Source organism: Demequina sediminicola (genome assembly GCF_000975055.1).
Lineage (GTDB): Bacteria > Actinomycetota > Actinomycetes > Actinomycetales > Demequinaceae > Demequina > Demequina sediminicola.
Window position 1 is genome coordinate 244673 of record NZ_BBRB01000003.1, and the last position, 13358, is coordinate 258030.

13 protein-coding genes are annotated in these 13358 nt (G+C 61.8%); 6 read left to right on the forward strand and 7 right to left on the reverse strand.

Going from position 1 to position 13358, the window contains the following annotated elements; translation table 11 throughout:
- The first annotated feature begins 102 nt into the window (after positions 1 to 102).
- The gene (locus AOP79_RS08260) at positions 103 to 774 is read left to right on the forward strand and encodes a transaldolase family protein (RefSeq protein WP_062072453.1); all 672 of its coding nucleotides are present in this window, start codon (positions 103 to 105) and stop codon (positions 772 to 774) included.
- A gap of 79 nt (positions 775 to 853) precedes the next feature.
- Here AOP79_RS08260 and cimA read toward each other — a convergent pair whose 3' ends face one another.
- The 5 genes from cimA to AOP79_RS08285 all read right to left on the reverse strand — a co-directional run bounded on the left by cimA (position 854) and on the right by AOP79_RS08285 (position 6866).
- Positions 854 to 2449 carry a citramalate synthase gene (cimA, locus tag AOP79_RS08265; protein WP_062072455.1) on the reverse strand — a complete coding sequence of 532 codons (1596 nt, stop codon included), beginning with the start codon at positions 2447 to 2449 and terminating at the stop codon, positions 854 to 856.
- Positions 2450 to 2675: 226 nt separating this feature from the next.
- Positions 2676 to 3305: a hypothetical protein gene (locus AOP79_RS08270; RefSeq protein ID WP_062072457.1), complete on the reverse strand. Its 630-nt coding sequence runs from the start codon at positions 3303 to 3305 to the stop codon at positions 2676 to 2678.
- 55 nt (positions 3306 to 3360) lie between these two features.
- The gene (locus AOP79_RS08275; RefSeq protein WP_062072459.1) at positions 3361 to 3909 is read right to left on the reverse strand and encodes a M48 family metallopeptidase; all 549 of its coding nucleotides are present in this window, start codon (positions 3907 to 3909) and stop codon (positions 3361 to 3363) included.
- The gene (locus tag AOP79_RS08280) at positions 3906 to 5708 is read right to left on the reverse strand and encodes a glycoside hydrolase family 9 protein (RefSeq protein WP_236683338.1); all 1803 of its coding nucleotides are present in this window, start codon (positions 5706 to 5708) and stop codon (positions 3906 to 3908) included. Before AOP79_RS08280 ends, AOP79_RS08275 begins: the two co-directional genes overlap by 4 nt.
- A 51-nt stretch (positions 5709 to 5759) precedes the next feature.
- Positions 5760 to 6866 (reverse strand): branched-chain amino acid aminotransferase, encoded by a 1107-nt coding sequence (locus tag AOP79_RS08285; protein WP_062072463.1) that lies wholly within the window; start codon positions 6864 to 6866, stop codon positions 5760 to 5762.
- A gap of 168 nt (positions 6867 to 7034) precedes the next feature.
- Here AOP79_RS08285 and ulaA point away from each other — a divergent pair, with 168 nt between their 5' ends.
- From ulaA to AOP79_RS08310, 5 genes are read left to right on the forward strand one after another with little or no spacing between them, the layout of a single operon-like run.
- Positions 7035 to 8456, forward strand: a complete 1422-nt coding sequence (gene ulaA / locus AOP79_RS08290) for a PTS ascorbate transporter subunit IIC (protein ID WP_062072466.1) — start codon at positions 7035 to 7037, stop codon at positions 8454 to 8456.
- 19 nt (positions 8457 to 8475) lie between these two features.
- Entirely contained in the window at positions 8476 to 8778 is a 303-nt protein-coding gene (locus AOP79_RS08295; protein ID WP_062072468.1) for a PTS sugar transporter subunit IIB, read from the forward strand.
- Positions 8778 to 9236, forward strand: coding sequence for a PTS sugar transporter subunit IIA (locus AOP79_RS08300; RefSeq protein ID WP_082093476.1), 459 nt, complete (start codon positions 8778 to 8780; stop codon positions 9234 to 9236). Before AOP79_RS08295 ends, AOP79_RS08300 begins: the two co-directional genes overlap by 1 nt.
- Positions 9226 to 9990 carry a sugar isomerase domain-containing protein gene (locus AOP79_RS08305; RefSeq protein ID WP_062072470.1) on the forward strand — a complete coding sequence of 255 codons (765 nt, stop codon included), beginning with the start codon at positions 9226 to 9228 and terminating at the stop codon, positions 9988 to 9990. Before AOP79_RS08300 ends, AOP79_RS08305 begins: the two co-directional genes overlap by 11 nt.
- Positions 9991 to 10018: 28 nt before the next feature.
- Positions 10019 to 10753, forward strand: coding sequence for a GntR family transcriptional regulator (locus tag AOP79_RS08310; protein ID WP_062072472.1), 735 nt, complete (start codon positions 10019 to 10021; stop codon positions 10751 to 10753).
- 96 nt (positions 10754 to 10849) lie between these two features.
- On the opposite strand, the gene AOP79_RS08315 is transcribed toward AOP79_RS08310, so the two are convergent.
- Positions 10850 to 12670: an AMP-dependent synthetase/ligase gene (locus AOP79_RS08315; protein WP_062072475.1), complete on the reverse strand. Its 1821-nt coding sequence runs from the start codon at positions 12668 to 12670 to the stop codon at positions 10850 to 10852.
- A gap of 73 nt (positions 12671 to 12743) precedes the next feature.
- Positions 12744 to 13283, reverse strand: coding sequence for a hypothetical protein (locus tag AOP79_RS08320; protein ID WP_062072478.1), 540 nt, complete (start codon positions 13281 to 13283; stop codon positions 12744 to 12746).
- Positions 13284 to 13358: the final 75 nt, after the last annotated feature.

Genomic DNA, 13358 nt, shown 5'->3' on the forward strand with positions numbered 1-13358 from the left:
GTAACGCCAAGCTTGCGCTCAAACGAGCGCAAGCATCAGTGGCAGGGACGTCTGCAGATGTTACGTTTCGTAACCATCCCCGCCAAGACTTCGAGAGGTCTCATGACACACCCACACCCTCGCTTCTTCCTTGACTCCGCCGATCGAGCACGCAGCACCGATCTGTTTAGCTCAGGGTTGTTCTACGGCCTCACGACGAATCCGACGATCCTTGACAGGGACGGTTGCAGCGTTCGAGACATCGGCGCCATCTACGAGTGGGCGCACGACGCGGGCGCACAAGAAATCTGTTTCCAGGCATGGGGCCCAGATGCGCCCACGCTGCTGTCCAATGCCCAGCAGATCCTAAACATTGACCCGAATGTCATCATCAAGTTGCCCGCAACTCGTGCAGGCTTCATTGCGGCACGGCGCCTCGAAGACCAAGGAACGACGATACTCATCACTGCGGTCTACCGCGCTTCTCAAATGGCCCTCGCGCAGGCAGTCGGCGCTCACTATGTCGCGCCTTACTTCGGCCGGATCAACGACAGCGGCAGGGATGCCCTCAAGGAAATCGCGACCATGCAGGAGATATCGGAACGTGGCCACGGTCACACTCAGGTTCTTGCAGCAAGCCTGAGGACAATCGACGACGTCGCCGCGCTGTGCTCACGAGGCGTTCCTGCGATGACACTCAACGTCAACTTGGCGGAAGAGATGCTGTCTGACTCCGATACCGTCGCCGCAGCCCTAGAGTTCGAGCGGGTCATCGCCGCTTCGCGTGAGTCGTAACGTGTGTACAACAGGTCGACACGGCCATGCCGTACAGAGCTGAGGGAGAAACCGCAAGAACCGCAAAGACGGGAGCGCCTTAGCGGCGTGCGACACCTTCCTTGATCAGACCATAGACGAGCGAGTCCACGAGGGCCTCCCAGGACGCTTCGATGATGTTGGGGCCGACCCCCACGGTGCGCCAGGTTTCCCCAGTCTCGCTATGCACAGTGGTGATGAGGACCCGTGTGACGGCATCGGTGCCGTGGGACGCTTCCATGATGCGGACTTTGAAGTCGGAGAGTTCAAAGTGCGCGATCTCGGGGTATGCCCCACGCAATGCGATCCGTAGTGCGTGGTCGATGGCGTTGACGGGGCCGTTGCCCTCGCCGACGGACACCTCTCGCTGTCCCCCGGCTGTCAGTTTCACGATTGCTTCGGCATCCGCATCCGTGGGGTCGCCGGGCTTGGATGAGACGCGCACGCGCCACGTTTCGACGTCCCAGAACGCGTTGTCTTCACCCAGTTCGTCGCGCAAGAGCAACTCGAATGAGGCATCGGCCGCGTCGAAGGTGTAGCCGGCAGCCTCGGCGTGCTTCACGCGGTCGGTGACGCGGCCCAGGAGTTCGCCCTGGCCTTCGAGGTCGAAGCCGAGCTCTTTGCCCTTGAGTTCGATCGATGCGCGCCCGGCCATATCGGACACCAGCATGCGTAGTCCGTTACCGACTTTCTCCGGCTGAGTGTGCTGGTAGAGGTCGGGGTCGACGCGGATGGCCGATGCGTGGAGGCCCGCTTTGTGGGCAAAAGCTGAGGCACCCACGTATGGCTGGCGTGCGAAGGGTGCGATGTTGGTGATCTCTGAGATGGCGTGCGCGATGCGTGTGGCTTCGGTGAGCCCATCGCCCTTGAGGACGCTGAGGCCCTTCTTGATCTCGAGGTTCGCCACTACGGAGACGATGTCCGCGTTGCCGGTGCGTTCCCCGTAGCCGTTGATGCATCCCTGAACGTGGGTGGCGCCTGCACCGACGGCGGCCATGGAGTTCGCGACGGCACAGCCGGAGTCGTTATGCGCGTGCATTCCCAACTGAGTGTCCACTTGTCCTGACACGCCGCGAACGATCTCGCTCACATCGTCGGGAAGCATGCCGCCGTTGGTGTCGCACAGGCACAGCGTGTCGGCACCGCCATTGACTGCGGCCTGAAGGGTGCGTACCGAGTATTCGGGGTCAAAGCGGTAGCCGTCGAAGAAGTGCTCGGCGTCCATGATGACTCGGCGGCCTTCGCCGGTGAGGAACGCGAAGGTTTCCTCGATCATGGCGAGGTTCTCGTCGGGACTGACGCGCAGGGCACGCTCGGCGTGGCGGATGTCTGCCTTGCATACCAGCGTGATGATGGGTGCTTCAGAGTCGAGCAGTGCTCGGACCTGGGGGTCGGAAGCGGCGGTGGTGCCGGCCTTGCGCGTCATGCCAAACGCCGCGAACTGGGCGTTCTTGAACGACATCTCTTTGGCGACCAGACCAAAGAACTCGGTGTCCTTGGGAACCGCACCAGGCCAACCGCCCTCAATAATGCCCACACCAAGCTCGTCCAGCAGCGGCGCAATCGCCATCTTGTCCGCAACGGACAAGTTCATGCCTTCTTGCTGTGCGCCGTCGCGCAGCGTGGTGTCATAGACCTCGACTGTGAGATCTGTCATGGTGCAGGCTCCTTGAGTGAGTCATCATTCCGAGCGGTCGGTCGACGGCGGTGCTTGTGGCGGTGCCGGAGCCCTTTCCCAACAAAAAAGCCTCCCATGGGTGCGGGAGGCTGCGCGTCGGGAGGTTTCTCGCCGACGCGCTACGGAATGATGAGTGCGGTGAACATCGGGTTCAGTATGGCACAGGGCCGATGCTCGCGGTAGTCCCGGCGTGCCGCCGCCGGCGTCACGAATCGGCAGTGAACGTTGTGGTCCAGATGTCGCTGCCGTCAGCATTGAGGTAGATGTATGTGACCTGTGGGTCCATGACCCCCGCGGCCTCAAGTTCCGGGATGGCAATGTCTTGGGCATCGGCCTTCAACTGCGCTTCCTGCTCTTCAGCCCCATGGTCGAAGATGGTCTCTGGTACTTGCTCATAAAACTGGAAAGTGAATACCAGGGCGTTGTGTCCCTCGGATGACACGGCCATGGCACCGTTGGGGTCGGGACTCTCTGCCTCGAGCGCCTGAAAATCCGTGTTCAGTTGGATTGCGTACAAGCTGAGCGCGATGCTCGACAGGCTTTCGAGGTGCTCTTGGTCGGTGATCTCATCCTGCGTCTGCGACGGTGTGGGATCCGGTTCGGGGCGAAGAGTTTCTTCAACGGGATCCGGCTCCGTGGTCTCTTCGACTGGTTCGGGCTCTGGCTCGGCGAGGTGCGGGATGTGGGCCGCGAAGGAGACCGATGAGCCCGCTGCTGCCGTAGTGGAGCCGTCAACGATGGCGGCCGTGCACCCTGTGAGAGCGATACCGAACGCCGCTACGGCAATGGCACAGGCAGCGGCATTGGCAAGAGTTTTTGAACTGGCGCGAATCATTCTTCCCCCTGTAGGACGCTGCGTATTCCACTGCGTCCGCCCACAGGCTAGCAGGTCATCTACCAGCGGGAGGAATCTGCTTCAACGCTGCCCTGCGGGCTCGCCAGTCAGGTAAGTGGGCGTCCATGATCGCGTAGAACGCGGGGCCGTGGGAGCTTTCGAACAGGTGCGCCAATTCGTGGACGAGGACGTACTCCAATGCGGCGCGCCCGTAACGCGCCAGCTCAACGTTGAGCGAGATACGGACGAGTTGCGGGTTGCAACTCCCCCATCGCGTTCGCATGATCCTCAACGTCACGCGGGGCGCCGCAGTGACGCCCATGCGTGCACACCACGCGGGCATAAGGTCGTCGAGTTGTTCACGTATCCATGCTTTGTGCTGCTCAGCCTCGGGTCCCGGTTCAAGGCGCTGCGGCTTGAGGGCGTTCTGTGCTCGTCGTTTCGCGATCCATTCCGTTTGCGATTCAACGAAGCGAGTGAGCTGTGCGCGCCGAGTCCCACGAGGCCCTGTGACCAGCAAGGTGTTGTCGTCGCGGACGTGCAGGATGATCCGGCGTTGTCCACGTCGAAGCTGCACGGAGTAGTCGAGGGTGGTGTCCGTCATCGGGTTTCTGGGCAGGCCAGGAAGAATGCCGCCGCCGCGAGTGCAGAGTTCCAGTTGATGGTGATCTCGTTGGTGGCCCATGAGTTGATGTCGTCGATGTACGCGACTTGTGGCGCGCAGTCCGCGGCGGGGTAGATGCCCCGGATGGTCTCGTCCCACGTGGGTGTGTCGGCGTTCGGCCCGCCCGCCACGGATCCGCGTGGCGGATGCGGAAGTGAAGCATCGGCTTGGTGACCAAACCAGCGTGAGTGCTGGTTCTTGACGTCTGCCGTGCCGTACCCGGTGATGTACGACAGCCCGAGCGCGTTGCGTCCCAGCAGGTAATCCATACTTTCGCGTGCCGCAGCCAGGAGCGCGGGTTCGCCGGAGAGGTCGTAGCCTGCACCCAGAACCACGATGTTGTTGAGGATCTGGCTGTTGGATCCCCACACGAAGCCGTCATGGGGCAGTGCCATGCCGAAGGGTTGCGCGGCTTGGACCTCTGCAATGGCGCGGGCTCCGGCCATCACCTGCTGGGCGATTGCGTGGCGGTGCGCGAAGGTGCTGTCGACGGTGGCGAGATTGATTTTGGCAATGGCGTCGAGTTTGTCCCAGCTGAACCCTGTGGTGGGGAAGGAATCTGCGGCGTGGACTGGGGACGCGAGGAGGAAGTCTGCGTATTCGTCTTCACCTGTGGTGAGGAACAGTTCTGCCGCAGCCCAGTAGAACTCGTCGGCCACGTCATCATCGTCATAGGGGCCGCCACCAAAGGCGCCGTCTGCTTGGGGTGCGTAGATCTCCGGGTGCGCCAAGGCCGCTCGCCATGAGGTCATGGCTGCACTCAAGAGTGTCTGGGCGTAGTCGGAATCGTAGGGCGCCCACAGGCGCGATCCCTGGGCCGCCGCCGCAGCGACATTCAGTGTCGCGGCGGTAGAGGGCCTGTGGAGGTAGCGCGTGTGGCTGCCGTCAACGGGAAGGAGTGGCAGCCCGGTCCACCCATAGTCGTGAACCTTGTGGTGCGCCATTCCGGCGAGTTCGTGGCCTTCGGGAACCATCATCGACATCAGAAAGTCGAGCTCCCAGCGCGCCTCACTGAGGACGTCAGGAACTCCGTCGCCGTGCTCGGGAACTGCCAGTGAGCCATCACCAAGCAGTCGTGCCGCACTCCCACCCAGCCGTTGCGCGCGTTCCCAGATTCCGAGGAGTTGAGCCACCGCAATACCGCCGTTGACCACATACTTGCCGTGGTCACCCGCGTCGTACCAGCCACCGACCACGTCGAGCCGGTAGTCGCCAGTCCAGGGCGTGCCGTAGACCTTCTCCGAGTCCTCCGCTGGCTGGCAGGGCACGTTGTAGTCGCCTTGATTCACGTCGTCGCCGCCAGCGCGTGAGACATGGCCTGCTGCACGCGCGTATTCAACGCCCGCAATCTGCGCGTCAATGTCGATGCCTGAGCGCGCAAGGTAGAAGAAGTTGAGAGCGTCAATGGCAAGTGGCGCGTAGATGCCCTCGCCAATCGCGAAGGGATCGCTCTCCTCGCCCCCGACCTCAAGAACATAGGTGCCGCGCTCGGCGACAGTGGAGAAATCAAGCACATGGACGTCCATGCCCGCGGTCGGATCATGGCCTGCAACGGTGGTGTGCCCCGTGGTGACCACAGCGCCGCCCGAGGTACGCAGAGTCCACGCCAGAGCATCGGCGCTGTCGCTGATCAGAGTCGCTCGCTTGGGCCCTTCCGGGGTGAACCCGTATTGATTGGCGCGTATGCGCGGCCCACCTTCTCCAACGAACTCGCTCGCGGCGTGACCAGCGGATTTCATGTTCACAGGAGGATCCTTTCTCTGTCCTTCACAGTGAGCGGGCGTGCTCCGCTAGTTAACGCGACGCATCCATCCGTGAACGTCGTCGGCGCGGCCGTACTGGATGTCAGTGAGCCGGCCACGCAGGTGCATGGTGAGCGCTCCGGGGCCGCCGTCCGCCACCAGTTCATCGAAGTCCGGCGATACCAATCGGGCAATCGGTGTAATCACTGCCGCAGTGCCGCAGGCAAACAGTTCCACGACGGAACCATCAGCGATGCCGGCACGGAGTTCTTCGAGTGAGATGTCGCGCTCAATCACCTCGCGGCCCTCGGTGCGTAGCAGTTCAATGACCGATGCGCGAGTCACGCCTTCGAGGATGGTTCCGGTCACGCGCGGGGTCCAGATGGTTCCGTCTCGGCGCACAGCAAACACATTCATGCCACCGAGCTCTTCGATGTACTTGTCCTTGCGCGCGTCGAGGAACAGCACTTGGTCGCAGCCGTTGTCCTGCGCCTGCTGCTGGGGCATTAGTGATCCGGCATAGTTGCCGCCGGTCTTGGCCTGACCTGTGCCGCCTTCGCCTGCGCGGTGGAAACCCTGGGCCACCCAGATGGAGACCGGCCTCACTCCCCCGCTGAAATAGGCACCGACGGGGCAGGCCATCAGCAGGTATTCGACCTCTTGTGACGGGCGGACACCCAGGCAAGCTTCCGTTCCCATGATGACCGGACGCAGGTACAGGCTCGATTCACCCTCAGACGGCACCCAATCGCCGTCAACACTCAGGAGCGCTTCGACGGAGGCAAGGAAGTCCTCCTCCGTGATGGCGGGTAGGCCGAGGCGGGCGGCCGATGCTGCCATGCGTCGCGCGTTTCCCTCAGGTCGGAACAGGCGTGTGGAGCCGTCGGCCCAGCGGTATGCCTTGAGGCCTTCAAAGACTTGCTGCGAGTAGTGCAGCACGGTGGCACCTGGGTGCAGGGACAGGTTCTCGAAAGGTACGATGCGGCGGTCAGCCCAGCCGCCGTCGAGAGTCCACGTGGCGCGTGCCATGTGGTCGGTAAAGACCATGCCGAACGCGGGAGCTTCCATGGCAGCGGTGCGTTGAGTCGGCGATGCTGCGTCTGGGTTGCGTATCAGCGCATAATCGGCCGCGGTCACAGTCGGCGAAACGTCCATGTCGCCAGCCTATCCGCGGACCTTCGGCCATCGCCGTACATACACGGCACAGCACGTAGTGAAGCCGGAAGCCACTGCATCCTCATCGAATCCTTGACAAGACCCATGCACGCGATCCATCATGGTTCACACCGACATAGAGTGGCCTATACCGCAAGGAGAACGAGGATGTTCCAAGAAGTAATGACGTGGATCGCGGAGAACTTGCTGAGCCAGGTTCCGATCCTCATTGCACTGATCGCTCTCATCGGCCTTCTGCTGCAACGCAAGCCGTTTGGCGACGTGGTTGGCGGCACCCTCCGTGCCGCGATCGGGATCGTGATCATGACGCTCGGTATCAACGTATTCGTTGGAGGACTATCAAGCTTTCAGACCATTGTGGCGAGCGCCGTGGGGCTCGATGCTCCCAGTTCGACTTCCACCTTGGACGACTTCTTGGCAGGCGCTGGATCCGTGGCCCCGTTGATCATCGCGGGAGGCTTTGCGATCCACCTTCTCCTGGTCGCGGTGTTCAAGGCCGCCCGATACGTCTACCTCACTGGACACCTGATGCTGTGGATGAGCATCGTGATTGCCGCCACATTTGTCGAGGTCTTTGCGGACGTAGACCGTCTGGCACTCATCACCGTGGGTTCGCTGGTTCTCGCTTGCTACATGACACTCCAGCCGCTGTGGATTGACCCACTCATGCGCCGCGCAATGGGCCACTCGAAGTTTGGCCTCGCTCACACCACTTCGACCCTTGCTGTACTCACAGGCTACGGTGCCAAAGCATTGAAGTTGGGCGACCCGAAGAAGCACGACACCGAACGACTCAACTTGCCTAAGTCGATCTCGTTCCTCAAAGACATGAACGTCGCCACTGCGGTCATTGTTGGAGCCATCTTGCTGACGGCGCTGGGCTTTGCCGACCCGGAGACTGTTGCATCCGTGACCGATGGCGACCCTGCAGTCGTATGGGGCGTCATGCAGGCCCTGGCATTCGCAGGTGGTATTGCGATCCTGCTCTTCGGTGTGCGCATGTTCCTGGCCGAGATCGTTCCGTCATTCAAGGGCATCTCCGACAAGCTCCTCAAGGGGTCCAAGCCAGCGCTCGACATTCCCGTTGTCTTTCCTGTAGCGCCAACCGCCGTTATCGTCGGCTTCATCACATCAGTGTTGATGTTCCTACTTCTCATGGGTGTCTTTGCATGGACTGGCTGGTTCGTGCTCGTCCCTCCCATGATCATGCTCTTCTTTGGCGGCGGCGCAGCAGGTGTGTTCGGAAACGCGGTCGCGGGATGGCGTGGAGCAGTGTTCGGCGGCGTGATCAACGGGCTGATCCTGGCGTTTGGCCAGTGGATCTTCTGGGGCCTGTGGTCAGACACCGCCCCCGAGCTAGCGACGCTCGCCGATCCAGATTGGTACTTCGTCGGCGGAGCCCTGACCGGCCTCAGCGAACTCCTGTCCCCCCTGGGCACCGGAGCGATCTGGGCCGTGGGCGGCATCGTGGCCGTCATCAGCGTCGCGATTCTCCTTGCACTTGGTCGACGCACGGCGCACAACTCAGACACTCAGGACCACGAAGCAACAACACAAACCCCGGCATAGCCGGATGCGAGAGGAAAACATGTCAACCAGACCAGAAGAGCTCAACGTACTAGCCGTTTGTGGTCTAGGAATGGGCACCAGCCTCATTCTCCGCATGACTTGCGAGACCGCCCTCGACCGACTCGGGCTCAAGGCGACTGTAAGCCACACAGATCTCTCATCTGCAGTAAGCCAGAACCCAGACGTCCTGGTGGGTCAAGGAATGCACGTGGCAGACCTCGCAGGGATCGGTACGATCCAAATCGTCGTCGAGGACTTCGTCGACGACGTAGCACTTGAGAGTCAATTGCGCCAGGCGCTCTCTGACGAAGGGTGGCTGTAATGGAGCGCCAGGTAGCGGCCATCGCGACCACTGCTCAGGTGGCTCACCGCGTCGACAACTGGGAGGACGCAGTCCGGGGCGCCAGCCGACTCCTGGAGGACCTGCGGGTGGCGAGCGCAGATTACACCGACGCATGTGTGCAATCCGTGAAGGACAACGGGCCATACATTGTTCTCTCGCCTGGGATCGCGATTGCGCACGCACGCCCGGAACAAGGGGCTCAGGGCTTGGGCATCACAGTACTCTTGCTGCGCGAGGCGGTACGGTTCGGCCACGAGACAAACGACCCAGTCGACGTGGTCTTTGCACTGGCTACACCGGACAGCGACGCGCACGTCGGCGCACTAGGTGTCCTAGCCAAAGCACTGCGAGATGGACTGGCGAACCAGTTGCGTGACTCGCTCACCGCGGCCGAAGTTGCCACGGTTTTGTCAAGGGCGGTTGAGAATGACATCTGAGACCCGCTCGGACACATACCTGCAGACCGTGCACCATCTCATCGACCGCATTGCTGAGCGAAATGGCGTGGCACTCTCCACCGCGGCCGGAATACTCGCGAAGATCGCGGACGACGGCAGAATCGTCCATACGTATGGAGCGGGGCACTCGCTCGCGGCTGTCCTCGAGACGTTCTACCGCGCCGGGGGCCCAGCGTTCGTGAGGCCGTTGTGGCACGAACACCTACTGCCATTGGTTGACGCGCGAGGCTCCACCGTCGCTGAGCGTGAACCAGGGTTCGGCACAAGCCTCTTTGATCGAGTTCCTTGGCAGAGCGGCGATGCTGTCCTCATCTTTTCCACCAGTGGAGTAAATCCAGCGGTCGTCGAAGTCGCCCAACGGGCACAGGAGGCAGGCCTTCCAGTCATCGCTGTCACGTCGAAGAGCGCCTCGATGGAAGCGCCGAGGCGGGCAAACAGAAAGTTGTACGAGATCGCCGACGTGGTCCTCGACACCTGTGTGCCGCCCGGTGACGCGATGTGGCCCCTTGACAGCGCGCGTACAGCGCCGGGATCATCCATGGCAAACGTGTTGTGCTGGAACCTCCTCGAGGTTGAACTGCTTGCGAGAAATCCCAATGTGCCCCTATGGCGCAGCGCGAACACATCAGAGACCTCCGACACCAACGACGATTACATGGAACGGTACGGACATCTCGTCGAGACACTAGACTCTGGGCACTCAACGCAGCAGCGCCCCGGGAATGATTCTTGAACAGAATGCGAGGCTGAACACTAGCGCCATGGAAGATCTCAACGTGCCGTCGCCAGGATCGCCACCACCGCGAGTGGCAAAGTACCGATGGCTCGCCTCCGTGCTAACAGACGCGATCCCCTCCCAATACAAACCCGGTGATCAGATCCCATCTGAGCGTGAGCTCGCAGAGCAGTTTGGCGTGTCGCGCATGACTGCCCGACACGCGATTACCTACCTTGCCGAGACCGGCCAGATTGACCGTGTCGCCGGACTGGGTTCATTCGTCAGCAGCCCTGCATTAGAAATGCCGCTACAACTGTCCTCATTCACAAAGGACATGGAGCAGAGGGCGATGTCCGCTGGCGCCCGCACGTTGAGTCAAGGCGTTGTTTCCGCAGACGATGAGATCGCCGCGCGCTTGGATGTGCCTTGGGGTTCCCCTGTGACTCACTTTGAGCGGCTCAGAAGTGCGAACGGTGTTCCTATCGCAATCGAGAACGTGCACCTTCCCGCCGATCTAGCGAGCGGACTAGTGGAGATCGATGTTTCTGAACGATCGCTCTATGAGATCTTGCGATCGCAGTTCGGAATCGTATTTAGCGCAGGGCGGCAGGTGATCTCCGCAAGAACCGCCTCAGCGGAAGACGCAGAACTGCTCGGGATTCGCGCAGGTGCCCCGGTACTCCACAATGTGCGGACGTCTCATTGGCAAGGACGCACTGCCGAATACACACGGTCCGTGTACCGAGGTGATCGCTACCAGTTCGTCATGGACTTCTAGCTCCGCGTCTCGCGGGCGCGGGTGTCCGTGGCACCCACCAAGCCGTGCATGGGTCTTTGGAGTGCCCGGTTCGCGCTGGTGGGCGAGTGCGTCTCATTATGCCTTGCTCGCGGGCGGGGTGCTCTTGCCCGGCTTCTTCGCGTAGATCGAGTCCACCACATCGGCAAAGTGCTCCATCACCACGTTGCGGCGCACCTTGAGCGATGCAGTGATCTCCTCACGAGCCTCGGTGAACTCGCGGGGAAGAATTCGGTACTCCTTGATCGCTTCGGCCTTCGACACCTGCTCGTTGGCGGCCGCAACCGCGCGACCCACGGCCTCGCGCACCTTCTCGTTCATTGAGGCGGTCTCGAGGTCCATCTCGGGAAGGTCGTGAGCGGCAAGCCAATCCGGCAGGAGGACGGGGTCGAGCGTGACGATGGCAGAGACGAAGTGACGACCGTCACCCACGACTACTGAGTCTTGAATGGCGGGGTGCGAGCGAATGAAATCCTCAAGCATTGCGGGCTGAATGTTCTTGCCCGAGGACAGAACGAGCAGCTCCTTCTTGCGGCCGGTGATCACCAGGCTGCCATCGACGATCTCGCCAAGGTCACCTGTGGCGAACCATCCGTCGCGCATGACCTGGGAGGTAGCCTCTGGGGCGTTCCAGTAGCCGGGGAATGTGCCGACGCCCCTTACCAGGACTTCTCCGTCGTCATCGACCTTGATCGAGCATCCAGCGATCGGGATCCCCACGGTGCCCATGACTCCACCCTCCAGAGGCGTGCCACCGACGGCCGCGGAAGTCTCTGTGAGGCCATAGCCCTGCAGCATCTTGATGCCGAGTCCGCGGAAGAAGTGCCCAAATTCGGGAGTCAACTTGGCACCGCCAGCGAGGACATAACCCAGCTGCCCACCAAGCAAGCTGCGGATCTTGTCGAGCACCAACACATCGGCGATCTTGTAACGCGCCTTGAGAGCAGCGGACGGGCCGCCGTGTTCTTCCGCGATCGACATTTCGCGCGAGACCTTGGCGGACCAACGGAACAGCGTCTTCTTGATGCCAGTCATCGAGGTATCGGCACGGTTGTAGACCGTCTCGAGGACACGCGGGACCAACGGCATCCACGTGGGCTGGAACGCGGCAAGGTCTGCGACAAGCGTCTTGTGGTTGGGAGTGAATCCAATGACCGAACCTGTGTAGAGGCCCAGGATCACCGCGAAGCGCGCAAAGACGTGTGCCAGCGGAAGGAACACCAGCACGCGGTTCTGCCCGCTGACCAACGAACCAAAGTTCGGGTCGGCGTAGACATTGGCGGAGTGCTCCACGAGGTTGCGGTGTGTCAGCATCGCGCCCTTGGGCCGGCCTGTGGTGCCGGACGTGTAAATGATGGTCGCGATGTCGTCGATGGTGACATCTGCGGTGCGAGCGTCAAGGTCGGCGTCAGAAATATCCACGCCGAGTTCGGCGAGTGCATCAAGGCCCTCCCCTGTGAGCTCGACTACTGCCGGCGGGTTCTCTAGCCCCGTGAGCATCGTCTGGTTTTCGAGGTCTTCAGCGCCCACAACGGAGATGCCGCCGTCCTCGATGATCCATGCGCACTGGGAGGCGGAGGACGAGGGATAGATCGGCACTGTGATGGCACCGGCAGCAAGAATCGCGAAGTCGAGCTCCGACCATTCGATGCGCGTGTTGCCCATGACGCCCACACGGTCGCCGGGGGCGACGCCTGAGGCCATCAAGCCTTTGGCGATTGCACGGACTCGGTCCCGGAACTGCACGAGGGATACCGACGACCATTCGCCCTCAGCATCCTTGATCTCAGCGAACACTGCTGCGGAATCCTCGGCGGCGCGCTCATTGAGCAGCGCAGTGAGGTGCAGCGACGGGTCTACATCGACCAGCCCGGGCGAGGTGAGCACAGTTTCAGCCATGCACTCAGCCTAACCTACGGGCGCGTAGGTTACGGAGACGTAGGTCCCTAGTGTGGGATGTCCCTCACTGGGCTTAGCCGCAGTAGTCGCACACTCCGGTTGCCGGGAGGTTGGTGAAGCAGCTCGCGCAGGTCGCGACGACGGGCTCCTCGGTCTTCTTGCGCTTCTTCCCGCTCACCGTCGTGGCACCCACCGCACGTGCGGCCGATGCCGGGGCCGGGTTGGGTTCGGCAGCGAGAGTCTCGGCGAGGTCGAACACGTCGGTACCCTCGCCCATCGGGAGGTCGAGTGCCCAGTCGCCCGAGGCATCGGCGCCATCGCCTTCGCCCTGGCCCTCTTTGTCGACTGCACGGATCTCAATCCACTCGCTTTGACCGTTCTGGGGGTGCAGGGCGATGTACTGATCGGTGATGTACGCAACGGGCTTGTCAGCGCCGAGGGCTTCGAGCGCGATGTGGTCGCGGCCCTGTGAAATGTAGACATGCTCGAACGCCAGGTCACGGGTTACATGGCGAACCTTGTCGACGGCGCCAAGCGGCAAGGCGAGGTCACCCATCGCGGCGTCAAGGGTGCGGAAGTAGGTGCGGTTGTCCAGATCTGCTGCGGAAGTCACCGGAGAATCTTGCCGCACTTTTGGACCCGCGAATGACACCTACCACGACAATTTTTTGTTCCTGGCAACGACGTT